Source organism: Acinetobacter sp. NigerLNRRAM0016 (assembly GCF_054112845.1).
The window spans coordinates 1-25,179 of record NZ_JBSYVT010000022.1 but is presented as its reverse complement, the minus strand read 5'-3'; the positions used below and the strand labels follow the sequence as shown (position 1 = coordinate 25,179).

21 protein-coding genes are annotated in these 25,179 nt (G+C 42.5%); 10 read left to right on the top strand and 11 right to left on the bottom strand.

The genetic code is table 11. From position 1 onward, the window contains the following. Positions 1-57 precede the first annotated feature (57 nt). Positions 58-2,439 (top strand): phenylalanine--tRNA ligase subunit beta, encoded by a 2,382-nt coding sequence (pheT, locus tag ACWQ4X_RS13430; protein WP_457903991.1) that lies wholly within the window; start codon positions 58-60, stop codon positions 2,437-2,439. Next, positions 2,436-2,732 (top strand): integration host factor subunit alpha, encoded by a 297-nt coding sequence (locus tag ACWQ4X_RS13425; protein ID WP_016166119.1) that lies wholly within the window; start codon positions 2,436-2,438, stop codon positions 2,730-2,732. Before pheT ends, ACWQ4X_RS13425 begins: the two co-directional genes overlap by 4 nt. A gap of 100 nt (positions 2,733-2,832) precedes the next feature. Here the strand turns inward: ACWQ4X_RS13425 and ACWQ4X_RS13420 are convergent, their stop codons facing one another. The 3 genes from ACWQ4X_RS13420 to trxA form a co-directional block, all read right to left on the bottom strand. Then, positions 2,833-3,078: a hypothetical protein gene (locus tag ACWQ4X_RS13420; RefSeq protein WP_374529088.1), complete on the bottom strand. Its 246-nt coding sequence runs from the start codon at positions 3,076-3,078 to the stop codon at positions 2,833-2,835. 412 nt (positions 3,079-3,490) lie between these two features. Then, positions 3,491-4,759 carry a transcription termination factor Rho gene (rho, locus tag ACWQ4X_RS13415; RefSeq protein WP_100242094.1) on the bottom strand — a complete coding sequence of 423 codons (1,269 nt, stop codon included), beginning with the start codon at positions 4,757-4,759 and terminating at the stop codon, positions 3,491-3,493. Between the two features lie 323 nt (positions 4,760-5,082). Then, the gene (gene trxA, locus ACWQ4X_RS13410; protein WP_016166116.1) at positions 5,083-5,409 is read right to left on the bottom strand and encodes a thioredoxin; all 327 of its coding nucleotides are present in this window, start codon (positions 5,407-5,409) and stop codon (positions 5,083-5,085) included. Between the two features lie 265 nt (positions 5,410-5,674). On the opposite strand from trxA, the gene ppx reads away from it, so the two are divergent. The 6 genes from ppx (at position 5,675) to ACWQ4X_RS13380 (ending at position 11,341) form a co-directional block, all read left to right on the top strand. Beyond that, positions 5,675-7,195, top strand: coding sequence for an exopolyphosphatase (ppx, locus tag ACWQ4X_RS13405; protein WP_457903990.1), 1,521 nt, complete (start codon positions 5,675-5,677; stop codon positions 7,193-7,195). Between the two features lie 35 nt (positions 7,196-7,230). Beyond that, positions 7,231-8,055: an acetyl-CoA carboxylase carboxyltransferase subunit alpha gene (locus ACWQ4X_RS13400; RefSeq protein WP_100242096.1), complete on the top strand. Its 825-nt coding sequence runs from the start codon at positions 7,231-7,233 to the stop codon at positions 8,053-8,055. Then, on the top strand, positions 7,992-9,347 hold the full coding sequence (gene tilS, locus ACWQ4X_RS13395; RefSeq protein ID WP_457903989.1) for a tRNA lysidine(34) synthetase TilS: 1,356 nt from the start codon (positions 7,992-7,994) through the stop codon (positions 9,345-9,347). Before ACWQ4X_RS13400 ends, tilS begins: the two co-directional genes overlap by 64 nt. Before the next feature lie 24 nt (positions 9,348-9,371). Beyond that, positions 9,372-10,202 carry a pyrroline-5-carboxylate reductase gene (gene proC / locus ACWQ4X_RS13390; protein WP_457903988.1) on the top strand — a complete coding sequence of 277 codons (831 nt, stop codon included), beginning with the start codon at positions 9,372-9,374 and terminating at the stop codon, positions 10,200-10,202. Positions 10,203-10,228: 26 nt separating this feature from the next. Beyond that, positions 10,229-10,798 (top strand): YggT family protein, encoded by a 570-nt coding sequence (locus tag ACWQ4X_RS13385; RefSeq protein WP_100242099.1) that lies wholly within the window; start codon positions 10,229-10,231, stop codon positions 10,796-10,798. Positions 10,799-10,894: 96 nt separating this feature from the next. Next, positions 10,895-11,341, top strand: coding sequence for a DUF2314 domain-containing protein (locus ACWQ4X_RS13380; RefSeq protein WP_457903987.1), 447 nt, complete (start codon positions 10,895-10,897; stop codon positions 11,339-11,341). A gap of 146 nt (positions 11,342-11,487) precedes the next feature. Here the strand turns inward: ACWQ4X_RS13380 and polA are convergent, their stop codons facing one another. Further along, on the bottom strand, positions 11,488-14,250 hold the full coding sequence (gene polA, locus ACWQ4X_RS13375) for a DNA polymerase I (RefSeq protein ID WP_457903986.1): 2,763 nt from the start codon (positions 14,248-14,250) through the stop codon (positions 11,488-11,490). Positions 14,251-14,452: 202 nt separating this feature from the next. Here polA and ACWQ4X_RS13370 point away from each other — a divergent pair, with 202 nt between their 5' ends. Further along, a complete protein-coding gene (locus ACWQ4X_RS13370; RefSeq protein WP_457903985.1) occupies positions 14,453-17,293 on the top strand; it encodes a DUF2339 domain-containing protein in 2,841 nt (946 codons plus the stop codon). 2 nt (positions 17,294-17,295) lie between these two features. Here the strand turns inward: ACWQ4X_RS13370 and ACWQ4X_RS13365 are convergent, their stop codons facing one another. Together ACWQ4X_RS13365 and ACWQ4X_RS13360 are read right to left on the bottom strand one after the other, a co-directional pair. After that, positions 17,296-18,213, bottom strand: coding sequence for a mechanosensitive ion channel family protein (locus tag ACWQ4X_RS13365; RefSeq protein ID WP_100242102.1), 918 nt, complete (start codon positions 18,211-18,213; stop codon positions 17,296-17,298). Positions 18,214-18,222: 9 nt separating this feature from the next. Beyond that, positions 18,223-19,023 carry a hypothetical protein gene (locus tag ACWQ4X_RS13360; RefSeq protein WP_171334081.1) on the bottom strand — a complete coding sequence of 267 codons (801 nt, stop codon included), beginning with the start codon at positions 19,021-19,023 and terminating at the stop codon, positions 18,223-18,225. Between the two features lie 125 nt (positions 19,024-19,148). Here ACWQ4X_RS13360 and gspE point away from each other — a divergent pair, with 125 nt between their 5' ends. Beyond that, a complete protein-coding gene (gspE, locus tag ACWQ4X_RS13355) occupies positions 19,149-20,639 on the top strand; it encodes a type II secretion system ATPase GspE (RefSeq protein ID WP_457903984.1) in 1,491 nt (496 codons plus the stop codon). Positions 20,640-20,700: 61 nt separating this feature from the next. Here the strand turns inward: gspE and ACWQ4X_RS13350 are convergent, their stop codons facing one another. The 5 genes from ACWQ4X_RS13350 to ACWQ4X_RS13330 form a co-directional block, all read right to left on the bottom strand. Beyond that, positions 20,701-21,129 (bottom strand): organic hydroperoxide resistance protein, encoded by a 429-nt coding sequence (locus ACWQ4X_RS13350; RefSeq protein WP_457903983.1) that lies wholly within the window; start codon positions 21,127-21,129, stop codon positions 20,701-20,703. 262 nt (positions 21,130-21,391) lie between these two features. Beyond that, positions 21,392-22,219, bottom strand: coding sequence for a carbon-nitrogen hydrolase family protein (locus tag ACWQ4X_RS13345; protein WP_457903982.1), 828 nt, complete (start codon positions 22,217-22,219; stop codon positions 21,392-21,394). Between the two features lie 24 nt (positions 22,220-22,243). Then, positions 22,244-22,765 (bottom strand): anti-anti-sigma factor GigB, encoded by a 522-nt coding sequence (gigB, locus tag ACWQ4X_RS13340; RefSeq protein ID WP_100242107.1) that lies wholly within the window; start codon positions 22,763-22,765, stop codon positions 22,244-22,246. Positions 22,766-22,878: 113 nt separating this feature from the next. Further along, complete coding sequence (gene gigA / locus ACWQ4X_RS13335) at positions 22,879-23,847, bottom strand: RsbU family protein phosphatase GigA (protein WP_457903981.1); 969 nt, start codon at positions 23,845-23,847, stop codon at positions 22,879-22,881. 103 nt (positions 23,848-23,950) lie between these two features. Next, a complete protein-coding gene (locus ACWQ4X_RS13330) occupies positions 23,951-24,874 on the bottom strand; it encodes an MlaA family lipoprotein (RefSeq protein WP_457903980.1) in 924 nt (307 codons plus the stop codon). Positions 24,875-25,179 lie beyond the last annotated feature (305 nt).

The following is a 25,179-nucleotide window of genomic DNA, read 5'->3' as shown; positions in this document are numbered from 1 at the left end:
TTTGTAAGGAGGAGTTAGAGAGGGATTTAAAAAATAGATTTATAGGTTTTTATAGAAATGAAAATTAGCGAAAATTGGTTGCGCACATGGGTCAACCCAGCCATTGATAGCGAAACTTTATCTGATCAACTGACCATGCTGGGTCTAGAAGTGGATGATTTATCTCCTGCAGCAAAGCCATTTACAGGTGTGGTTGTTGGTGAAGTACTTACTGTAGAACAACATCCAGATGCAGACCGTTTACGCGTTACGACGGTAAATATTGGTTCAGGCGAGCCATTGCAAATTGTCTGCGGTGCACCGAATGTTCGCGTGGGCATGAAAGCGCCTGTAGCAACGATTGGTGCAGTGCTCCCAGGCGATTTTAAAATCAAAAAAGGTAAGCTACGTGGTATTGAGTCACAAGGCATGCTGTGTGGTGCTTCGGAAATTGATCTTGAAGACAAAATTGATGGTCTTTTAGAGCTTCCATCAGATGCGCCTGTAGGTGTGAATGTTCGTGAATATTTAGACCTTGATGATCACGTGATTGATATCAGTATCACGCCAAACCGTGGTGACTGTTTCAGTATTCGTGGGATTGCACGTGAAATTGCGGTCATTAATCAAATGACTGCGACTGCACCAGAGATTAAGGAAGTGGCTGCGACAATTGCTGATGAGAAAAAAGTCATTGTCAGCACTGAAGGTTGCCCGCGTTATTTAGGACGTGTGATCAAAAACGTCAATACCAAAGCACCGACGCCAGAATGGATGGAGCGTGCGCTTGCTCGTTCGGGTATCCGTCAACACAGTATTTTGGTGGATATTACCAACTATGTACTGATGGAGCTGGGTCAGCCTTTACATGCTTTTGATGGTGGAAAAGTTCAGGGTGCGGTACATGTGCGTCAAGCAACAGCGGCTGAAAAACTGGTGTTGCTCAATGAGCAAGAAGTTGAACTGAATGAAAAAGTTATGGTGATTGCTGATGATGAAAAAGCATTAGCGATTGCAGGCATCATGGGTGGTTTATCTTCTTCTGTAACGGATGAAACCACTGAAATTTTCTTAGAATCAGCTTTCTTCGCGCCATTACATATTGCAGGTCGTGCGCGTAGCTTTGGTCTACATACCGATGCTTCACAGCGTTATGAACGTGGCGTGGATTTTGAATTGCCAATGATGGCCATGCACCGTGCATCACAATTAATTGCTGAACTGGCTGGTGGCGAATTTGGTCCGATTACGGTTGCTGAGCAAGCAGATGTATTACCAAAACGCGAAGCGATTGAATTGGAGCAGGCACAAGTTGATCAATTGTTGGGATACCGTGTAGAAGGCGAATTTATTGCGGATGCATTAACACGTTTAGGCTGCGTAGTGACGGTGAAAGCAGAAGGTCAGTGGTCTGTTGTTCCACCATCGCATCGTTATGATATGGCAATTTATCAGGATTTAATTGAAGAAGTTGCACGTATCTACGGTTATGACAATATTCAAATCAGTCTGCCAGTGATTGATGCACAACTTGCGAAGTATCAAGATCAATTTGAAGTGGCACAGTTACGTCAAACTTTGGTAACTTTGGGTTATCAAGAAGCAATTAGTTTTAGCTTTGCCGATTTGAAACTTGAAAAACAACTGAATCCAGCCGTCAATCCATTGGCTTTGGCAAATCCGATTTCAAGCGATTTGGCAGTGATGCGCTCAACCTTACTCTCTAGCTTGATTCCTTGCGTACAATATAATATTAACCGTCAACAAAGCCGTGTACGTTTCTTTGAATTAGGTCTACGTTTTGATTATCAGGATGCAAGTAACATTCATGACTTAAAACAGATTCCAACTTTAGCGATGATTGCCGTTGGTTCTAAGCAAGTTGAATCTTGGCATGCTAAACCACAAGCGATGGATTTCTTTGATTTCAAAGGTGAAGTGGAAGAAGTTTTGGCAGCAGGTCGTGTTCAAGTGGAATACGTACGTTCAGAGCGCGCATGGTTGCATCCAGGTCAGTCCGCTGAAATTATGGTAGCAGGACAGTCAATTGGTTATTTAGGTCGTTTACACCCGACTTTAGAGGCTGAGCTAGATTTGGGAACGACTTGGGTTGCAGAACTTGATCAAAAAGCAGTTTTGCAAACTTATGTATCTAATTTTACAGAATTATCACGTTTTCCATCGGTTAGACGTGATATTGCGCTTTTAATTAGTGATAAGATTAATATTGGTGAAATTCAGCAACTTATCTCTAAAACGGGTGGGGAGCTGTTAAACTCGAATTGGCTCTTCGATGTGTACACAGGACAAGGGGTTGAAGCAGGTAAACGCTCATTGGCATTTGCTTTGTTGTGGCAACATCCGTCACGTACCTTGGAAGATGCTGAAATCAAATCGGGTATGGATACAATCATAGAAGTGTTGCAGAACACTTATCAGGCGACATTGAGGGCTTCATGACAGCATTAACTAAAGCAGAAATGGCTGATCATTTAAGTGAGCTCACGAGTTTAAACCGTCGTGAAGCAAAACAAATGGTCGAATTATTCTTCGATGAAATTAGCCAAGCGCTCATTTCAGGGGAACAGGTTAAACTTTCGGGTTTCGGGAACTTTGAGTTGCGTGATAAGCGTCAACGACCGGGTCGGAACCCTAAAACGGGTGAAGAAATTCCGATTTCTGCCCGTCGTGTTGTGACATTTCGTGCGGGTCAGAAATTTAGACAGCGTGTTGGGAAAGAGCAGATCGATTGATCTGCTTTTTTAATTCATTAATTTTTGTGTTTTACTAAAATTTAGACGTAAAAAAAGAGAGCAAATGCTCTCTTTTTTTTGTGCTACCTAATCGTAAAGATTAGTGAGCAGCAGAAGCAGCAGCGTCAGCAGCAGAAGCAGCAACTTCAGCAGCAGAAGCAGCAACTTCAGCAGCAGAAGCAGCTTCAACAGCAGCAGCGTCTACAGCAGCAGAAGCTTCAACAGTAGCTTCAGACGCAACAGAAGCAGCAGCTTCAGCAGCAGGAGCTTCTTCTTTTTTAGCACAGCCAACGAAAGCTAAAGTAGTAGCAACTGCAGCAGCAATAGCGATTTTTTTGAATAACATGGCATCACTCTCTAAAATATGAGATTAAAAAAAACCAAGGTCAGCTGTTATGTGCTTTTATTCTTCCTAAATTTGTTAGGCAGTAACAATGCAGGAGCAGCTTAACTGGTCTGCGAATATGCTATCACTGCCTATTTTGAATTACTACTGCCTTGCATGAAAAAAAACCAAAAAATGAGCAAATATTTGTATTTTTTTAACAGAAAATAACAATTAAAATGAAGCTTTATATTGGATAACCACCTTATAAGGTTATAAAAATAAACAGGTTTTAAAATCCTAATATTTAGGCATCAAAAAAATAAAAATTAGATAACATAGAAAAGATCGATTTGTGTTTTTATGTTAAGAAAGTCAACCAAATAAAAAAGTCGCCAACATGGGCGACTTTTTTTTAAATTTTTAATGCAAATTAATTACTTGCTTTACGCTTCATTTGATCGAAGAATTCATCATTGGTTTTGGTTTCTTTCATACGATCAAGTAAGAATTCCATTGCCGCCAATTCATCTTGGGTGTGAAGGAGTTTACGTAGAATCCAAACTTTACGTAGATTGTCTTCAGACATTAAACGCTCTTCACGACGGGTACCGGACTTTTTGATGTTCATGGCAGGGAACACACGTTTCTCTGCAATACGACGATCCAGCGTAATCTCTTGGTTACCTGTACCTTTGAATTCTTCGTAAATGACTTCATCCATTTTACTGCCAGTTTCAATGAGGGCAGTTGAGATAATGGTCAGTGAGCCACCTTCTTCAATGTTACGGGCAGCACCAAAGAAACGTTTTGGACGTTCAAGCGCATGGGCATCGACACCACCAGTTAATACCTTACCTGATGAAGGGACTACCGTGTTATAAGCACGAGCCAAACGGGTAATCGAGTCAAGCAGAATAACCACGTCTTTTTTGTGCTCAACCAAACGTTTGGCTTTTTCAATCACCATTTCAGCCACTTGTACGTGACGCGCTGGAGATTCATCAAACGTAGAGGCAACCACTTCACCACGAACGGTACGTTCCATTTCGGTTACTTCTTCAGGACGTTCATCAATCAGAAGCACAATCAGGAAAACTTCAGGGTTGTTACGTACAATCGACTGGGCGATGTTTTGTAACAACATGGTTTTACCCGCTTTTGGAGGCGCAACGATAATAGAACGTTGTCCTTTACCAATTGGCGCAACCAGATCGACGACGCGAGCAGTTAAATCTTCAGTAGTACCATTCCCTAACTCCATTACCAATTGTTCAGTTGGGAATAATGGGGTTAAGTTTTCGAATAAAATCTTGTTACGCGAATTTTCAGGCGTATCGTAGTTAATTTGATTAACTTTGAGTAGGGCAAAATAACGTTCACCTTCTTTAGGTGGGCGAATCGTTCCTGTGATGGTGTCACCTGTACGCAAGTTAAAACGACGAATTTGTGAAGGACTTACATAAATGTCGTCGGGACCTGCAAGATATGAACCTGCAGCAGAGCGTAAGAAACCAAAACCATCTGACAGAATTTCGAGAACGCCATCACCAAAGATCTCTTCACCATTCATCGCATGACGCTTTAAGATGGCAAAGATAATATCTTGCTTACGGTTACGAGCCATTCCTTCAAGGCCCATAAACTCTGCAATTTTGATGAGTTCGCCAATTGGTTTTTTCTTGAGTTCGGTTAAATTCATAGGTGGTCAGATAGAATCAAAAATTCTAGAAACAGGTTGGAAGGAGAGCAACATTCGGTCGCATACAGCAATAAAATGACGGCATCGTGTTAATACAATAACAACGCGGAGGTCTGGTAAATTGTTGCGAAGAGAAAAAGTATGTAACAATTTCTGTTGCCGAGTGGCGATCTTATGTGTTGTGTCTTGTAAGAAAATGACGGACTTGAAATCCTTTCTTTCTTGAGCATGCAATATAAGAGAGATTCTTGACTTTGTCAATTTATAGACGAAAAAAATGCGCTATAGGACATAGCGCATTTGGTCTAATTGCAATGTGAAAATTAGATGTGGTCTTCAATAAATGCAGTCAATTTAGACTTTGGTGCAGCGCCAACTTGTTGTGCAACAACTTCACCATTTTTGAACATAAGTAATGCAGGAATGTTGCGAATGTTGTAGTTTACTGCTGTTGCTTCACATGAAGTCACGTCAACTTTAACAATCTTCACTTTGCCTTCGTATTCGTTTGCAAGCACTTCCAATACAGGTGCAATCGCCTTACATGGTGCACACCAGCCTGCCCAGAAATCAACTAAAACGGGAGTATCTGAATTTAAAACATCTGCTTCAAAGTTTGCATCAGTCGTGTTGATGATATTGCCTGACATGGAATATGCTCCAAAAATTTTATTAAAAGATAGCTAATGGCTCTAAGTATTACATAGCCATCTTTAACAATGTAGTGTTAGATGCAAATTTTCAGCCTTTCGATCAAATTTGTCTAATTGATGCTCACGATGATGCTGATCGCGTAACACAATTGTCATATATGCTTAAAAATAAAAAGCTCAATATTTAAAAGAGATAAATGGCTTTTAAATTGCATGCATGTGCATTACTCTAGGCTCAATTCTGTACAGGTTTATTTGAAGAATGTCTGATTTTTTGATTGATGAAGAATTACTTGCTGCCATCGATATGGGATCGAACAGCTTTCACCTTGCGATTGCGCGTGTAGACCATGGTGAAGTTAAAAAAGTTGCATCAATGTCAGAGAAAGTTCAGTTGGCAGCTGGACTGGATGAAAATAAAAATTTAACGGAAGCGGCGCAACAACGTGGCTTGGCCTGTTTGGCGCGTTTTGTCGGACGTTTAAGTTCGGTGCAGCCAAACCGTTTAAGAATTGTGGCGACCAATGCTTTACGTCAAGCCAAAAATGGACATGAATTTATTCAGAAAGCCGCAGAAATACTGCCAAAACCGATTGAAATTATTGCAGGGCGTGAAGAAGCGCGTCTGATTTATTTGGGTGTTTCGCACACCATGGCGAACAGTGGTCGTCGTTTGGTCATTGATATTGGTGGTGGTTCAACCGAACTGATTATCGGTGAGGAATTTGAACCCATTCATACCGAATCTTTACAGATGGGCTGTGTGGCGTTTACCAAGTGTTATTTCCCAGATGGTGAAATCAACCAAAAAAGTTTTGATAAAGCGGTGGTTGCCGCACGTAAAGAACTTTCTGCTATTGCAAACACTTATAAAGAAGCAGGTTGGGATACTGTTGTCGGTTCGAGTGGTACCATTAAAGCTTGTCGTCAAATTGCGGTCAATATGGGCTGGAGCAATGAGCAGGAAAATCTGACCCGTGAAGGACTGGAAAAACTCAAAGAAAAGTTACTCAAATTCAAACATATTTCAGAAATGGATTTTGACGGCTTGAAAGAAGACCGTCGAGCAGTTTTGCCAGCTGGCGTTGCAATTTTATCCGCAGTTTTTGAATTATTAGACATCGAAGTGCTGGTGTACTCAGATGGTGCTTTACGTGAAGGCGTGATGTATGACTTGTTGGGTCGTTTCCAACACGAAGATATCCGTGACCGGAGTGTGCAAGCCTTAATGGGACGCTATGGTGCAGATCCAAAACAAGCGGAACGTGTGGTCAAAACAGCACAACATTTATTTGATGGTGTGGCAGCTGCATTGAATTTAACGAGTGATGACAGTGACTTACTGCGTCGAGCTGCCTATTTGCATGAAATTGGTTTGGCCATCAGCCACGGTGGATATCATCGTCATGGGGCTTATTTGTTACAGCATTCCGACATTGCGGGCTTCTCACAAATTGACCAAAACCTCATTTCACATTTGGTCGCACATCATCGTCGTAAGTTGCGCAGTGATGCCAAAATTGACGTGATGAAGGTGGGTGGTAGCAAACTTGTGCACTTATGTCTATTGCTTCGATTAGCAGTTTTACTGAATCATAGTCGTAGCGATGCGATGCTTCCTGCCATTGAATTAACCATTGGCAATGCGCAACAATGGCAACTCTGCGTTTCTGGTGATGCCAAACAATGGCCTTTGCTTGTAGCAGACTTGCACGACGAACAAGTGCAATTCAAGCACTGGGATATTGAATTGAATATTCAGTCGGAACAATTTATCGATTAACACTGTTTGGTTAATTTAGGGATAATGGTCGACCTATGAAAAATAAAGCTGCTCAATCTAAAGCATGGACAACAGTCCAAATTGCACGTCATCCAGACCGTCCGCAATTTTTGGACTATGTTGGTGAAATCTTCACTGAATTTGATGCTTTACATGGGGATCGTTTGTTTGGTGATGATGGTGCGATGGTCGGTGGCTTAGCGCGTTTTGACGGCAAACCAGTCATGGTTGTAGGTCAACACCGTGGTCGTAGCACTCGCGAAAAATTAAAGCATAACTTCGGGATGTGTAACCCTGAAGGTTATCGTAAATCACAACGTTTGCTAGATTTGGCTGAGCGTTTTAATTTACCTGTTTTCACTTTTATTGATACTATGGGCGCTTACCCAGGTGTTGGTGCGGAAGAGCGTGGTCAAGCAGAAGCGATTGCCACCAGCCTTGCACAACTTTCAAATTTGAAAGTCCCTGTTATTGCAACAGTGTTGGGTGAAGGGGGTTCAGGCGGTGCTTTAGGTATTGGTGTTGCTGACCGTGTGATCATGTTGTCACACAGTATTTATTCAGTAATTTCACCTGAAGGCTGTGCTTCGATTCTGTGGAAAACAGCTGAGAAAGCAGAACAAGCCAGTGAAGCATTGGCATTGACTGCAGACCGTTTACAACAGATTGGTATTGTTGAATACGTGGTTGACGAAGGTCAAGGTGCGCATTTAAACCCTGAACAAGTCATGGAAAACTTAAAGGTCGTACTCAAACAAGCATTGGATGAGTTACAGCCAATGGATGCCCAAGAGCGATGCGAAGCACGTTACCAACGTTTAATGAAGTTTGGCAGCGACAATTTAGGTCTAACGTCTTAACACAGGCGCAGACCTTTACAGAACAGCGTTCTTATCTCATAGGATGTAGCGGTGGCGTGGATTCCATGCTGTTGCTGCATCTTATGTCGTTTTTATTCCCACTAAAAGTTCGTGCGATTTATGTCGATCATCAGTTACAAAGTATGAGTTCGGCTTGGGGCGACTTCGTCCTGAATACCTGTCAGCAATTGCAGGTGCCCTGTAGCGTGGTTCCTGTTCACGTAGCGGAAGGAAATCTGGAAAACCAAGCACGTAATGCCCGATATCAAGCCTTTGCAGAACATTTACAACACAATGAGGTGTTGGTTTTAGCGCATCATCAGCAAGATCAGGCTGAAACCTTGATGTTAAGACTGCTTTCTGGCGCGGGTGTACAAGGTTTATCGGCCATGTCTACGGTGGATGTTCGGGAACAAATGACCCTTTGGCGTCCATTACTGGAACTGTCACGTGAGCGGATTTGCCAATGGGCTGCGCAGTTGGATGTGCAAAATATTGAAGATCCGACCAATGCCGATCTAGATTATGATCGTGCTTGGTGTCGTCAAATTCTATGGCCTGTTTTGCAACAACGCTTCCCTAAAATGCAGCAAGCGCTGACTCGCACCAGTACTTTAATGCAAGATGCGGATGAAATTTTGGCGGAAGTATTGGCTTTAGACTTGGCAAAATGTGGCAATCAATCTTGTCTCAATATTGAAGCACTCAAGTTATTGTCCATTGCTCGACAACGTCAATTACTCTCTCACTGGATGCAAGGTGAGGCAACTTATCGTCCCAATTTTGCCATGGTGCAGCGTCTAATTACTGAGGTGATTGAAGCCAAACAAGATGCACAAGCTGCTTTGCATTGGCATGGTTGTTATTTTGTTCGTTATCAACAGCAGATTTTTCGTTTAAATGCAGAGATCTATCTGGCGGAACAGCAAAATCCTGTTCCAGCACAGCAATATCTCTCTTTTATGCTCAATCAAAGCTTTGCTTTGGCTTCAGGAAGATATCGTGTCGAAGTCCAAAATCAGGGATTGTCTCAGACACTTTTGGATCAAAAATTGACATTGTCAGCACGGATGGGGGGAGAGAAAATCCATCTGCATGGACGGATCGGAAGTTGGCCTTTAAAAAAAGCGTTGCAACAGGCACAAATTTTTCCGTGGTTGCGTCATACAATTCAAATATTAAGCATAGATAATGTTATGCTAGGGGTTTTTACACCCAAAGGTTTTTGGTTGGCCGAATCTGAATATCTTGTTAAGGATGGATGGCAACCGAGATTAGTTTCAGGGCAATAGAATACTCAATAACGAGCGTAAATCATGAGTGCAGTTTTAAATTGTAATATTACTTTTATTGGTGGCGGCAATATGGCGCAAGCCTTAATTGGCGGATTAATTGCACGAGGCATGCCGACTACGCGTATTACAGTTGCTGATCCTTTTGAAAATGTACGTCAACTTTTACAAGAAAAAGATGTGCATGTGACTGATGATAATATTGCTGCGATTGAGAAAGCAGATATTGTCGTTTTAGCGGTTAAGCCTCAGGTACTTGCAAGTGTATTGAAGCAATTGCATGGTTTACTGGATGGTAAACTAGTGATTTCAATTGTTGCTGGTGCGGAAATTGCAACCATGGCAACTTTATCGGGTACAGAGCGTATTGTGCGTGTGATGCCGAATACACCAGCTTTGGTACAGACGGGTGCGCATGGTTTGTATGCGACAGATGTTGTCGATGCGAAAGACCGTGAGTTGGCGAGCCAAGTTTTGGCTGCAACTGGTTTGACCATTTGGGTGAATTCTGAAGCACAAATTGATGCTGTGACGGCTGTTTCTGGTTCGGGTCCTGCTTACTTTTTCTATATGATGGAAAGTATGATTCGTGCAGGTAAAAACTTAGGTTTAGATGAAAAAGTTGCAACAGCTTTAACCTTGCAAACTGCTTTAGGTGCTGCACAAATGGCAATTACCAGTGCAAGTTCACCATCAGAGTTACGTAAAAATGTAACCTCACCAAATGGTACGACACAGGCTGCTTTAGAAGTCTTTGATCGTACGCAAATTTCACAAAATATTCAGTCTGCTTTGGCGGCTGCGAAAAAGCGTAGCCAAGAGTTGGCGCAAGAATTAAGTGAAAGTATCAAGTAATTGATTTTAATTAGGAAAAATTTAATATGGGTGCAAACTCTGCGCTAATTTTTGGCATTATTATTAACGTAGCGATTTTGCTCGTATTCTTCCGCTTTTTAATGCAATTGGCTGCGGTTAATCCCTACAATCCTGTGGTGATGTCGACAGTCAAAGCCACCAAGATTGTGGATATTTTTAGTCGTATTTTCCCAACACTGGGTAAAGGGCGAGTAAATTCTGCTGCCTTGGCGTTGGTGGTGGTGCTTTATCTACTTAAAATATTTGGCATCATGTACTTGTCAGGTGCCATGCCGAACAGTCCGATTCATTTGGTGATTTTAACCTTTGTCACCATGATACAGGATTTGATTCGCTTCTGTCGTTACTTGATTTTTGCCACGATTATTTTAAGTTGGGTGGTGATGTTTACCCAGTCACGTTCGCCATATATTGAAGTGATTCAGGAATTGGCAGAACCTTTGTTGGCACCATTCCGTCGCTTGTTGCCAAATATGGGAATGATTGATTTGTCTCCAATTATTGCATTTTTGGCATTGTATATTGCCGAAATTATTATGAATGAAGTGGCAATTGCCTTGTTGACGGGTTTATAAGATTTTCTTCCCTATCTTTTGATTTGGTAATAAAAAGGACTCTAAGTAGAGTCCTTTTTTATGAAATGAAATAATTTTAAATCGGGATGCTGTTGAATGAGTAGTGAGCTTGAACCCAAATTTATGCTGATCGATCAGGAAGCTGATTCATATTTGGCAACAATCCATACAGCAAGAGAATCGCTATATATTTTTAAAGAAAATTTAGAAAAATTATCTGAAGATGATTTTGCTTGCGTTAAATTTTACATTCCAGAGAGCTTAGATTCCGAAGATGGTGCGAATATTTGGTTAATGATGCCATTTTTTGAAGATACATTTTGCTTTTCTCAACTATTTGAACTACCAGAAAAATTTAAGTGGATTCATGTTGGGCAGTGGCTTAAATTCAGTGAATCAGATCTTTTAGATTGGTATATTTTAAAACCCAATGGGGAAATGCTAGGCGGCTATTCATTACGTTATCAGCGTTCAAAGCTTTCAGTTGAGCAGCAAGAAGAATTCGATCAGCGTATTGGGGTAAAAAAGTTTATTGATTTGTAATAAGCATTTAGAATTTTTTTTAATTTTACTTAACTGAAACAACTATGTCATTCATATCGGATATTGCTTGGGGTAGGAGAGATTCTTCAAATTCTTAAAGAATCTCTCCTTTAATCCCTTTTTATGGATATAGGGAGGTATTTTGATTAATGAGCTTCATCCCAGTTGTTACCTTTACCGACTTCAACCAGCAAGGGCACGGAAATTTCCAATACCGATTGCATCACTTCAGCCAGTTTTGGTGCCAAGTCATCTGCAATGTCGGCATCTACTTCAAACACCAATTCATCGTGCACTTGTAACAACATTTTGGCTTGATCTTTCGGTAGCATTTTATCCACTTCAATCATCGCCATTTTAATAATGTCCGCAGCACTGCCTTGTAGGGGGGCATTAATTGCGGCGCGCTCAGCCGCTTTACGGATCATCATGTTACGCGCATCAATTTCAGGGGTATATAAACGACGCCCTAAAATGGTTTCAACAAAACCTTGTTCTAAGGCAACCTGACGCGTACGTTGCATATACTCATAAATGCCAGGGTAACGATGGAAATATTGCTTGATATAGTTTTGTGATTCTTCACGGGTGAAGCCCAATTGACGAATCAGACCAAATTCTGACATGCCATACAACAGACCAAAGTTTACCGCTTTGGCTTGACGACGCTGGTCATTGGTGACTTGATCTAGTGGAATATTCAAGACTTCCGATGCGGTACGACGGTGTACATCCTGACCATGACGGAAGGCATCTAGCAGGGCATCATCTTGAGAGAAATGTGCCATCAAACGCAATTCAATTTGTGAATAGTCGGCTGCCAATAACACACGACCTTCTGGTGCAATAAAGGCTTTACGGATTTGACGCCCAATTTCTTCACGTACCGGAATATTTTGCAGGTTTGGATCAGTCGAAGATAAACGTCCAGTTGCGGTAAGCGCTTGATGATAACTGGTATGTACGCGATGGGTATCATTGTTGGCTTGCTTCAATAATCCATCGGTATAGGTGCTTTTCAGTTTGGATAAACCGCGATAATCCAGAATCAACGCACTAATCGGATGATCCAATTTTTCGAGAATACTTTCGCTGGTGCTGTATTGCCCTGTTGAGGTTTTCTTGCCGCCTTTTAAGCCCAGTTTTTCAAACAGGATTTCACCTACCTGTTTCGGTGAGCTGACATTAAACGACTGACCCGCCAATTCTGTGATCTGATTTTCCAAATCTTGCATGGTCTTGGAGAAATCTTCACCCAATTGATCTAAGAACTGCAGATCAAGTTGAATGCCATTTTCTTCCATCAGGGTCAATACGCGTGCCACAGGCACTTCAATATTGTGCAAAATATTGATCAGTTCAGGATGTACTTTCAGCTTTTTATCCAGTACTTCATATAAGCGGAAGGTGACATGGGCATCTTCGGCTGCATAGTGTGCCGCAGTTTCTATCTCGATTTGATTGAAAGTCTTTTGTTTTGCACCTTTACCCGCAACTTCTTCAAAAGTGGTGGTGAGATGGCTTAAATACAGGCGTGCCACATCATCCATGCCGTGACGGGTCGCCACAGAGTTCAATACATAGGATGCTAGCATGGTATCGAAATACCAACCTTGCAGCTCAATCCCGTGATTGGCAAAAATATGCGCATCATATTTCAGATGATGACCGATTTTTTTGATTTCAGGATTTTCTAAAATCGGTTTGATTTGGGTCAAAACGCTGCTGCGGTTTAATTGCGCTGGTGCACCTTCATAATCATGTGCGAGCGGGACGTAGTAAGCATCTTCGGCATCAAATGCAATCGAGAAGCCGACCATTTCTGCAACACGATAATCCAGACTGGTGGTTTCAGTATCAATCGCAAACTTGTTTGCAGTCTGCATGCGTTGTAACAGTTGCTTCCAAGCCTCAGTAGACAACACGGTATGATAATTGGCTTGACCAAGTTGATCATCAACACTGGTTAAGGTCGCTTGATCTTCAGTTTCAATTGGTGCAGCGACAGGAGCTTGCTGAAGGCTGGCATTACTTTGTTTGTTGTTGTTATTGTTAGGATTATTTGGGTGATCCAAAGATTGTAATTGATTACGGAATTCTAGTTCGGTATATAAGCGACGTAATTCATTCACATTCGGGTCTTGAAGGGCTAAATCTTCATAGCAAATGCCCAATTCTAGATCACAAACAATGCTCGCCAGTTGATGGTCAATCGCAATGCCTTCGACGCTGTCTTTAATATTTTGACCGACTTTACCTTTAATCTGGTCAACATTCTCCAAAATACCACCAATCGAACCGTATTCAGTCAGCAATTTTGCCGCGGTTTTGGCACCTACACCTGGAACGCCCATAATGCCATCGGAAGCATCGCCCATCAGGGTAAGGTAATCAATGATTTGATGTGGCCAAACGCCAAACTTTTCAAAGACGCCATTCACGTCCATCGGTTTTTCTTTGAAGCTGTCTTCAAGCGTGACTTTTTCCGTCACCAATTGCGCCATGTCCTTATCGCCAGTCGAAATCAGGACTTGCTGTCCTTTGGCTTCGGCACGTTTTGCCAGTGTACCAATGATGTCATCAGCTTCTGCACCTGGCAGCATATGTACAGGAATACCTAAAGCACGAATCAGTGCGTGTAGATATGGAATTTGTTGTCCTAGCTCATCGGGCATGCTCGGACGATCACCCTTATAAATCGGTGAAAGTTCATGGCGGAAAGTCGGTTCTGGTGTATCAAAAATCACCGCCATGTGGGTCGGTTGAGTACGACGCATCAGTTTCTGAATCGCAGAAATTGCGCCACGTACAGCATTGGTATGCAACCCCGTAGAAGTTGTTAGAGGTGGGACCGCATGAAAGGCGCGAAATAAAAAATATGACCCATCGACCAATACAAATGGTGGCATGCTGCAAATCCTGATTATGAACTAGGGCTTATCTTACGTGAAAAAGGCAAATCTGTCTTATTCGGAATGTCACTCAGCAGCGTTGCAGTTTTTGCGGATGAGCTTCAAGTCCATAAAATTGCAGTATTTTGTATGTTAAATGGTCTGCTTGAAGCTTGATCAAGTAAGATAAATAAATTGAAGCTGTGTAACTCATTGACTCATGTATAAAAAAGACAAACAGGGAATGTTCCTGCTGTTAATTGCCTTAAGCGTGCTGTTGGTCGTTGCGATTGTGATGCAATGGCAATCTACGGTGTTCGCTGCTGCGATTGGATTGACCCTAGTATTGATGCAGTCGATTTCCAATATTCATCAGCGTTTGCTGCAATTGGAACAGGCGGCAGCCAGCCCCATGATGCAGTCCACCGGCATTGGAGTGCAGAAGGTGTTGATTTATGCCGCGACTTTGTTGGCATTATGGGGTTATGCCAATACGTGGCTGTGGTTGGTTGCTGGGGCAGTGTTGGTTTTACTGTTCTGCATTATTCACTTGATGAGCACATTTCAAAACCGATTGGTGTTGTTAGAGCAGATACAGCAAGTGGCAGCTGAGCCACCGATACCAGTCTTCAAACCAACGGCAGTAGAGCAGCCTCTTACATCAGCGATACCTGTATCGGGGCAGTTGACGCTAACTCAGCAACAAGATGCAACGGTACAGCAACCACAGCAAAGTTCGGATCTTCAAAATCCAGCACCTGATTCGCAGCCTCCTGCTTGGTGGCAACCCGCACTGGACTGGATGAAACATGGCAATCCGATTTTGCGTGTCGCGGTTGCGGTACTGATGGTCGGTATTGTGTTGTTGCTGCGCTTTGCCAGTGAGCATTGGCAGTTAAGTTTGGCGGTCAAACTGGGTTTTATTGCAGCGGCTGGGGGAGTAACCACTGTTGCGGGTTATCTGCTACAGCGTAAAAATGCGTTGTTTGCCATTGCCCTGCAAGGTTTGGGTTTGGCTGTGATTTTCCTCACGCTGATTTTTGCGCACCATTTTGCCGTTGTACACAGTCTAATGACGGCCAGCATTCTATTTGTAATTTTACTCGGCTTGACCGTTGTGTTGAGCCTGAAACAGCAAGCCTTGTATTTGGCGATTTTGGCCTTGAGTATGGCGTATCTGGCGCCGTTGCTGATTCCGCACAATCATCCTGATGTGGTGTTTTTATTTGGCTATTATTTTGTGATTAATTTGGCTGTGGTCGCAGTCAATTACTTGCAACCGTGGAAAATTTTGCACCAAATTGCCTTTTTCGCCACCATGTTTATTGGGGGATCGGTCATTGGGTTATATGCAGAAAATGATCAGCTCAATATTTTGGATGTGATTCTATGGTTACAGATCGCCTTGTTTATTTGGCTGAGCATCCGTTATAGCCAGTTGATGTTGGCAGAACAAAAGCAACAGCATGCGTCCGTACCCAGCTCGAATACACAGAAAAAACTGCAACCTATTCTAGATGTTGGTTTAATTTTTAGTGTTCCAGTGCTGGGGTTCTCATTACACGCTTTTCTCATGCATGATTCAACCGTTGCTCTAACTTGGGGAGCAGCTGCCTTGGCGGTGACCTATGGACTGCTGAATTTCTGGATCAAACGTCAGCATCCACAGTTGTCGATTCTGGCGAAAAGCTTTTTTATTCTTGCTGTGGTCTTTACAGCCTTGATCTTCCCGCTAGCAAAAGGCGCACATTGGACTTCTACGGGTTGGGTCATTCAAGGTACAGCTTTGATTGTCTGGGGTATTACCGAGCGTTACCGACTTAGTCGTTATATTGGTGTGGTATTGGTGCTGCTGAGTACCATCGCCCTAATGTATCAAATCTGGTCGAATGATGATTTTCCCGTATTAACGACCAGTATTTATGCCATTGCTCAATTTATTTCTGCCTTTTATTTGCTGCATTATCAGGATGTAGAAAAATATTTCAGCGCACGTATGTTGAGCGGTATTTTTCTGATTTCAGGCATGTATGCAGGAGCCATTGCAGGTGTCGAGCTGATGCATTGGCAGGCATGGAGCTATAGTTGTTCTATTGCAATTGCGACCGCATTGCTGGCTGGATTTAGTTTGGTGGTCTGGTTGAGGTTGAAACTGGAATGGCAAAACTTACTACTCACCTTACTGGCTGGCTTGTTGGTGCTGCTTTACGGGGTGACCCTGCTCGAAGAGGTGTTTAGCAGTCAGCAATGGTCAAGTCCAACGGCACAACTGAGTTTTGCCGTGAGTGCAGTGCTCTTGAGCTTGATGTTGATGTTCATGCAGCGAGTTTCTGTACGATTCAGCAATGAATTATGGGCTGCGCAGTTATGTTTCGCACTGGCGGCTATTGGTTTAGCCATCTTCCCGCAAATGCCAATTTGGGCTCTGGGTGTGGTTCCAGTTGTATATGCGCTGTATGTGTTCTTTACACATAAAGCCGATTTTTTAAATCAAACTTCAATGTGGTGTTTAGGACTGTTGTGGTTAGTGGTTTTGAATCTCGATCCGTATTCGGCAACCCATTATTATCTGGCACCGCTGTTGAATTTAACTGATGTGCTGTCTTTGCTGGTGTTTGGTGGGCTGTTGTGGATGATCTATCAGCATGATTTCGTGCAGCAATCCTCCACAGAGTGGAGCTTGAAAATTAGCACGATTCTGATTGGCCTGTTGGTGTTCAGTAGTATTGTAGTGCGTGGTATGCATCATTATAAGGATACGCCATTGTGGAGCGGTGCGATTTGGCACGATGGTTCGGTACAACTGAGTTTGACTTTACTGTGGGTAATTCTGGCCTTTGTCTTAATGACATTTTCTAGCCAAAGACATATTCGACAAATCTGGTTTGTCGGTGCTGCTTTACTGGGGATTGTGGTTGCCAAGTTATTATTATTGGATCTCTCTCAAAGTGGTACCTTAACGCGGGTAATTTCCTTTATTGGCTCGGGTGCAGTGATGTTGGTGATTGCCTATATCGCACCTTTACCCCCAAGTCTATTGGAGCAAAAAAAAGAGCGATAATCTTATCGCTCTTTGCGCTCTTGTTTCAGTTCCTTCTCATAAGCATATTGATCAATCTCGTCGCGAGCTTTTGGGCGAGGGCGGTCAATAATGCCCATTTTAGGCACAGGAATTTCAATATGATTTTCCAAAAAGCCATTGCGCACACGTTCTTGTAATTCATCGCGGGCTTTGAGGAAAATTTCCTGTCGACACCACACGGCAAACAGAATTTCAATGGATGATTCACGAAAGGCGGTAACGGTCACTTCAGGTTTAGGATCATCCAGTGCCAAAGGATAGCGTGCTGCCACATCCAGTAGGACTTCACGGACTTTGATGATGTCTTCCTGAAAGTTAATCGATAAGGTAATCGGAATCCGCCGAATGGGAAATTTAGATAAATTCATCACGGGCGCACGAATCAATTGTTCATTGGGCAGACGGACATAAATATTGTCTAAAGTCAGTAGTTTGACCGAAAGCAAATCAATGGAAATCACTTCCCCTTCAATGACATGACCTCGAATTAAGGTAATTTGAATGGTATCGCCCACTTCAAAAGAACCTTCACCAATCAGGAATAAACCACTGATAAGGTTACTGGCAGAGGTTTGTGAAGCGAAACCGAGTGCGACCGTGAAAATACCCGCCGCCCCGATAAAGACACTGAGTTTAAAGCCTGCTTCTTTCAGGCTTGCCATAATAAACAGCACGAAAATGAAATAAAAAATTCCGCGACGCCAGACCATGCTTTGATGGGCATTAAAATTCTGTCCAACCGTACGAATAAAGGTATTGGAAATCAGGCGCGCTAAGATAAAACCGATTAGACACAGCACCAGCGCGACCAAAATCTCACTGATACGCTCCAAATTAATATTGGTAAAAATTTCCTTCAGGCTGACTGCAACATCTTTAGGAATATTGGTATCTGGCATAAAAGCATCCTAAAAAAATGAGTCAAACATATTGAACAAGGCGCCCCCAGGGGAGCGTGGCGCATGCACATAAGTCACTTCGCCCGCCAATGGTGGGGTGCGGTTTTCAATTTTAATCCGTGGTGGACGGGTCAAATCTTCATGGATAACTTTAATCTGCGAGGTCCATAAGCGATCGGTACTTTCACTATAAAACAGCGGCAATGCCGACACGGGTACATTCATGCGGTCAAAACGCAGCTGTTGACCGCTGGTATTGTGAAATTCAATTGGCGTGACGGCACGAAAAGGACTGGGTTTGAGTAAGTTTAATTCGGTCCGTCCATCCACCGCAGTTGCATAGCACATTTCACCTGTCCGCTGGTCGGGGCCAAACCATGTATCTTTGGGTTGCATCATTGGCAGGTCAAATAAAGGTTCGCGTTGGCTTTCGACAAAACCTGCAATCCATAAGGGAGTGCTGATATATAGGGTGCCGCGTTGTCCAGCAGGAATATAAATCGGGTCGACAGGTTTAATCACCACCGAACGATCGGCGAGGCGTGGCATCAGATGAAAGGTATCGTGCGTTTTACGAAACATATAACGCTCAATTTTAATTGGCTGCGGAAAAGCAAACTCAGGATCATCAATCATTTTCCACTGACGTTCAGAATCTTTCTGAAATAGTGGACGGTGATATTCCAGTCGCCATTCGTTGATGCTGCGCGCCAGACGAAACAATAAAGAGCCGAACTGCCATGTTCTTGCTTGGTTTAATTCGAATTTTTGTTCGCCCCACCATTTCAGTGATGGATGATCGGCTTGAATATGCTCTAAATCAGATGGTGCCAAAATAAAAAAATCCTCTAGTCAGTTCAGTCAAAAACAGACTTCACGCTGTCATAAGCTTAGAGTACACTCAAAAGCCTCTTTTTCATCATTATAATTTTGTGATGCAAATACTTAAACAAATACAAATTCCTTATAGTTTTGCCAAACGACATGGCGTTTTACTTCGATATGATGGGGATCAGGTTTTTATTGTACGCCGTGAAAATACCGCATGGATTGCATTACAAGAAGCACGCCGGTTACTGACGACACCTGCACATTATGAAGTGTTGGATGATCAACGTTTCAATGCACTGTTAAGTTCAAGTTATGCAGGGGATACAGGGGAGTCTCAGCAAGTGGCTGCGGGACTGGAAGATCACCCCGATTTACTTAGTTTAGCCGATCAGGTTCCCGAAGCTGAAGATTTGATGGATCAGGAAGATGATGCGCCGATTGTGCGCTTGATTAATGCCTTGCTCTCGGAAGCCATTCGCGTCAGTGCTTCGGATATCCATATTGAAGCTTTTGAAAAGAAACTCTCGGTACGTTTGCGGGTTGATGGTCAACTGCGTGAAATTGTACAGCCGCGTCGTGAATTGGCACCGCTTTTGGTATCGCGAATTAAAGTCATGGCGAAGCTGGATATTGCCGAAAAGCGTATTCCGCAAGATGGACGTATTTCATTGCGTCTAGCGGGTCGTGAAGTGGATGTGCGTGTGTCGACCTTACCGTCTTCACATGGTGAGCGTGTGGTAATGCGTTTATTGGATAAACAAGCGGGACGCTTGAATATGACCCACTTGGGCTTATTGCAACCTGACTATGAATGTTTAACCCAACTGGTGCATCGCCCGCACGGCATTATCTTGGTCACAGGTCCGACAGGTTCGGGGAAAACCACTACGCTTTACGCTGCTTTATCGGACTTGAATGACAACACGCGTAATATTTTGACCGCTGAAGATCCGATTGAATATCAGTTGGAAGGGATTGGTCAGACGCAAGTGAATACTAAGGTGGACATGACCTTTGCGCGGGCGTTAAAAGCCATGTTGCGTCAAGATCCAGATGTGGTCATGGTCGGTGAAATTCGTGATTTAGAAACGGCAGAAATTGCAGTTCAAGCATCCTTAACCGGTCATTTGGTGTTGTCGACGCTACATACCAATACCGCAATTGGGGCTGTCACTCGATTAAAAGATATGGGGATTGAACCCTTCTTGCTTTCAAGTTCACTGATTGGCGTGATTGCACAGCGTTTGGTACGCACCTTATGCCCACATTGCACCACATGGCATGAGGCAGATTCGTTTGAACAACAGATGTTTAAATCGATTGTGCCTGCGGTACAAGGTTTAAAATTGCCAGAGCCACAAGGCTGTGAGCAATGTTCGCATGTGGGCTTTAGTGGTCGAACAGCCATTTACGAAATCGTACCTGTGGATGAGTCGATGCGCCGTCTAATTCATGGCAATGCAGCTGAGTTTGAGCTGGAAAATTATGCGCGTCAGCATTCAGGTTCTATCCGTGATGATGGTTTGCGTAAAGTATTGGCAGGCAAAACCACTTTGGAAGAAGTGTTACGTGTGACCAATCAAACTGAAGAATAAAGACAGTCATTTAAACAAAAAAGGCGCCACTCGGGCGCTTTTTTTGATGAGCTGAACTCTATTACGCAGTAATAATATTGAAGTTCACATCAATATTGCCACGTGTCGCATTTGAATATGGGCAAACAATATGGGCAGCAGCGACAAGTTTTTCAGCTTCATCGGCATCCATGGCAGGAAGATGCACATTCAAAGTGACCTTAATGCCAAAACCTGTTGGAATTGGACCAATCCCAACTTCACCTTCAATAAATGCATCTGCTGGAATCTTGTATTGATCACGGTTCGCTACAAATTTCATGGCACCTAAGAAACAAGCTGAATAGCCTGCTGCAAAAAGTTGTTCAGGGTTGGTACCACCACCCATACCGCCCATTTCTTTAGGGAGTGTTAGTTTGATATCCAGAATACCATCATCAGAAATTGCACGACCATCACGACCACCCGTTGCTTTTGCTTTAGCACGGTAAACCACTTGTTCTAGAGACATCTTATTCACCTTTAATTTATATCGAACACAAATATATCGTACACGATTTAAATTGTAGTGCAAGTCTTAAACAATAGAATTTACATCTCGATACAGGATCTCTATACATCAAACATGTTTGATTAAGATCAAATCACAGTCAAGCAGGGGGGTAATACCATTTAGGTTGAAATCACTAAGCTTGTATCAAACCGATCAGTTTGAAATGAAGCGGTAAATTAAGCTGAATAAAATATATGACTGATAGTGAAATAAGCGTGAATTAACCGAACTGAACCAGTCTACGGTGTTGCATCAGGGGCATAGATTCACGGATCTGTTGTTGTTCTTGTACGTCAAATGGCACAGTAATTAAATGTGCACCATCCTCTTGAATGATATCCAGTAATTGTCCACGACTATTGGTGGCAGCCGTATGTCCCCAAGTTTGACGCTTTTCACCATGCCAACCTTGTTGTGCAGAACCTAAAACTTGGCATTGGCTGTCCATCGCACGAGCTTGTAGCAGTAGTTGCCAATGCATTTGACCTGTGGTGTAAGTAAACGCAGCAGGCGCCGTTAAAATGTGGGCACCACGGGCACGTAAATGCAAAGCCAGTTCAGGAAAGCGTAGGTCATAACAGACCATCATGCCAATATTGCCAAAAGGTGTTTTGGCAACTACAAGCTCAGAGCCAGGTTCAAAAAACTTGGACTCTTGATAGCCCCCAACAGCATCGCCTACTTGTACATCAAACAAGTGAATTTTGTCATAACGGGCTTCGGTACGTTCAGGGCTAATACATAAACTGACGGTGCGGACACGACCATCTTGAATCACGGAACCATCTGGGCGGAAAGGACAAGGTAAGGTCCCAGCAATAATCCAGATCTGATGCTGATGCGCCAATGTCTCAAGTCGTTTTTGAATTGCTTCAAACTGTTGAGCAGTATCTCGTTGCTTGCCTGCTGCAAAACACACGAAATTTTCAGGAAACACCACCAAAGAGGAACCCTGCGCTTTACTCTGTTGAATAAATGATTCGATGACCTTGAAGTTTTCTTCAATGTCATTTTGAGAATTCATTTGAGCAACAGAAAGTAAAGACATGTGTTCATCCTTGCAACGGGTGCATTAAGCGTTTTGCTGATTAGACGCTTGTTCCATATTATCTTGTTCTTTTTGAAGTTGTTTGACCAGTGGTTCAAACATATTTTGATTATTTTCGTTCAATTTCATCAAGGTTTTGTGCGCATCAAGTACGGTTGTAAGCATGTTTGAATGCGTTACATGTTCTTCCATTAATTCAAGTGTACATACGCTTGGGTCACCACAATAATTCAGGATGACAAAAACCTGACCTAAGCCCATGCTGTTGGCTAAAGTCGTAATATCGGGATTGGTTGATAACATGACAGCCTGAATGTTATGCGCTTGTTTTAGCTTCAAACCAAGTTTCGCTAAAATGCCTAACACGGTACTGTCGATGAACGTCGTTTGGGTTAAATCTACGATTGCCCCAACAACATTCGCCTGTTGTTCAATTCGGTTTAAAAGTTTGTCTAGACTGATACAAGATTGGGCACGCACTTCGCCAATAAGCTTAAAAATATGCGTTCCATCTAAGCTTGCATATTCAACATGACCTGTTGACATATAAATGCCATTTTCAGAGAAGGATAGGAAAATTATCACATAGGGCAAGTACAGACTCAAGTATTCTAGAGTCGTAGATGCAGGTTTAAATCTTTAAATATTTGAAAAATAGACTAATTCATTCTGCATAAACTTAAGATGGCAATATCATCTGCAACATGTTCGGGTGCTTGAAATGATTGATTTTGCAAATGGAAGACCAATTGTTCAAATTGTTCGTTCAATCCGCCATCGAAAGGTTCAAGGGCCCCATCCGAGCAAATAATGAAACGCGATTGTTTATTTAATACACACTCAAATTCTTCCACTTCAAGGTCTTCAGTAAGACCCAACGGGAAACTGCTGGTATTTAGAATTTTAGGCGGATGATTTGGTTCTAAAAGAATTGCGGGCGGATAGTGTCCTGCACTCGACCATTTTAAAACATGGCTTTCCAGATTCAGCGTACCCGCAATCATGGTGATGTGCTTTTCAATATTTTCCTGAACCAGCATGCCATTCAGTTTTTTTATCAACTCTCTTGGGGTCTTTGAGCGACCATGAAAAGCAGCCATCCAAGAGGTGAGTAAACTGCTGGTCACACCATGACCTGACACATCGGCTAAATAGAAGATGATTTCTTTATCACTCAGTTTCCAGTAGTCATACCAGTCGCCTGAAAGATAGGCTGAAGGTTGAAACAGGGTTTCAACTTGATAATTGGTGAGTTCAATTGGATTAGGCAGTAAACGCTTTTGTAATTCAGCTGCGGAAGGAAGATCACGACTGTCTTGATTGCGCTTGTACTGAGCATCAATCTTTAATAAGGAATGTTCTGGGTTTGCAGGCAAACGGTTCCAGATCCAGCCAGCCAAAGCACCCACTTCCCAAGCTTGTGCTAAAGCCGTACCTTCATTCTCGAATGCCAATACAATGGTGGGTAAATTCCATTGATGAATAAGGTAATCTTGCACATCGGCTATGGCAATAATGGTCGGATCATACAAGTCTAAGTCATCTATGTGAATCATTTGCACACTTGGGAGTGTGTTAAGTACCTGATCTAAATAAGGAATATTGCGAGTCGGTTGAATGAAATACATATATAAATTGTATGATCCTTGGCGTGTACCTAGTTAGATGTACTATATCAATCACGTAATTGCTAGAAAAAGAATATTTTTCCAGACAAATAAGTTTTACAAATTATTCAGAAGGTGTTGAAGAATCTTCATCTTGTGTGTCATCCATGCCATCGCCTGGCTCTTCATCTACAAAAGAAATGTTGTCCGCATCTAAACCTTGTTTTTGTGCAATCTCAAAATTTTTGCGTTGCAGGTAAATGTCGCGAATTGCAGCATAGCGGTCACCTTGAAGTACATCTTCAACATCAAGAATTTGAGCACGTGCATCAATGCCGCGTAACATTTGATCAGACCAGTAAATACCATCGTTATTGTCGAATATATAGCGTTGTGGACGGGCTTGACCATCAACAAAGAAGCCAATGCCATCACGGAAAGTACTTGGGCCAATAATCGGTAAAACCAAATATGGACCAGATGGCACGCTGTAATAACCTAGCGTTGTACCAAAACCTTCTTCTTCCATATCTAAGCCCAAGCGTCTCGCTGGGTCTGCAAAACCTAAAGTCGTGACTGTATTAATGGTAAAACGACCTAAAGACTTCGCCGCACGTGATGGGCGACCTTGTACCAATTGATTTACGGCATTCCAAGGCTCATTTAAGTTTTTACGAAAAGAACGATAAGCGCCACGCACACTGTCAGGGACTTTAGTTTTATATTGAACCGCAACTGGTCGCGCAAAATTCCGATCCAAGAAGTCATTAAACGCAAAGGTTTCACGATTTAAGGCTTCTAAAGGATCTTTGATGCTATCAGGCTGTGCAGCATTAGCATTCACTTTTAAATCATTCGCTTTTACATTTTTAAGTTCTTTTAATGATTCAAGTCTAGAAACCTGTGTCGTCGATGATTCATCTGGTGCAACTTCATTTACAGAAGCGTCGCTTGCGGCTGTAGTAGAAAGCTCATCATTTGCTTGTACAGTAGAAGCAAAACTAACCGCTAAAAGTGTTGCACATAAATAATAGTGAGTATGTTGCATAATAGATCCAAGACGATTCTTAATGTCGCAAGCAACTTAAGTGGTCTAAATTAAAGAGTATGGAGCGTATTGTAACAGTTGTTATAAGCTCAGTATTAAAACAAATTTGATCAAAATATGTAATAAAACTGCTTTTTTGCCGATTAAATGAACGGGCGAACGTTTTTTTTGAATTAATTTGCGGAAGGGTGTTGCAAGTGATTAGAAATGCTGTAGAATGCACATCCATCGGCGGTGATGTAGATAAAAACTTGTTGATTAACAAGGATTTAGCTTAAGGGTTAAGTTTTTGGATTAATTGAATG

Bases quoted from the DNA above. Each gene is read 5' to 3' on its own strand.
- ppx (WP_457903990.1), top strand. From the start codon at position 5,675: ATGTCTGATTTTTTGATTGATGAAGAATTACTTGCTGCCATCGATATG.
- ACWQ4X_RS13380 (WP_457903987.1), top strand. From the start codon at position 10,895: ATGAGTAGTGAGCTTGAACCCAAATTTATGCTGATCGATCAGGAAGCT.
- ACWQ4X_RS13345 (WP_457903982.1), bottom strand. From the start codon at position 22,219: ATGTCTTTACTTTCTGTTGCTCAAATGAATTCTCAAAATGACATTGAA.
- ACWQ4X_RS13420 (WP_374529088.1), bottom strand. From the start codon at position 3,078: ATGTTATTCAAAAAAATCGCTATTGCTGCTGCAGTTGCTACTACTTTA.
- ACWQ4X_RS13385 (WP_100242099.1), top strand. From the start codon at position 10,229: ATGGGTGCAAACTCTGCGCTAATTTTTGGCATTATTATTAACGTAGCG.
- ACWQ4X_RS13400 (WP_100242096.1), top strand. From the start codon at position 7,231: ATGAAAAATAAAGCTGCTCAATCTAAAGCATGGACAACAGTCCAAATT.
- ACWQ4X_RS13425 (WP_016166119.1), top strand. From the start codon at position 2,436: ATGACAGCATTAACTAAAGCAGAAATGGCTGATCATTTAAGTGAGCTC.
- pheT (WP_457903991.1), top strand. From the start codon at position 58: ATGAAAATTAGCGAAAATTGGTTGCGCACATGGGTCAACCCAGCCATT.
- trxA (WP_016166116.1), bottom strand. From the start codon at position 5,409: ATGTCAGGCAATATCATCAACACGACTGATGCAAACTTTGAAGCAGAT.
- ACWQ4X_RS13330 (WP_457903980.1), bottom strand. From the start codon at position 24,874: ATGCAACATACTCACTATTATTTATGTGCAACACTTTTAGCGGTTAGT.
- gigA (WP_457903981.1), bottom strand. From the start codon at position 23,847: ATGTATTTCATTCAACCGACTCGCAATATTCCTTATTTAGATCAGGTA.
- rho (WP_100242094.1), bottom strand. From the start codon at position 4,759: ATGAATTTAACCGAACTCAAGAAAAAACCAATTGGCGAACTCATCAAA.
- ACWQ4X_RS13365 (WP_100242102.1), bottom strand. From the start codon at position 18,213: ATGCCAGATACCAATATTCCTAAAGATGTTGCAGTCAGCCTGAAGGAA.
- gigB (WP_100242107.1), bottom strand. From the start codon at position 22,765: ATGTCAACAGGTCATGTTGAATATGCAAGCTTAGATGGAACGCATATT.
- polA (WP_457903986.1), bottom strand. From the start codon at position 14,250: ATGCCACCATTTGTATTGGTCGATGGGTCATATTTTTTATTTCGCGCC.
- tilS (WP_457903989.1), top strand. From the start codon at position 7,992: ATGCGAAGCACGTTACCAACGTTTAATGAAGTTTGGCAGCGACAATTT.
- ACWQ4X_RS13370 (WP_457903985.1), top strand. From the start codon at position 14,453: ATGTATAAAAAAGACAAACAGGGAATGTTCCTGCTGTTAATTGCCTTA.
- proC (WP_457903988.1), top strand. From the start codon at position 9,372: ATGAGTGCAGTTTTAAATTGTAATATTACTTTTATTGGTGGCGGCAAT.
- ACWQ4X_RS13350 (WP_457903983.1), bottom strand. From the start codon at position 21,129: ATGTCTCTAGAACAAGTGGTTTACCGTGCTAAAGCAAAAGCAACGGGT.
- gspE (WP_457903984.1), top strand. From the start codon at position 19,149: ATGCAAATACTTAAACAAATACAAATTCCTTATAGTTTTGCCAAACGA.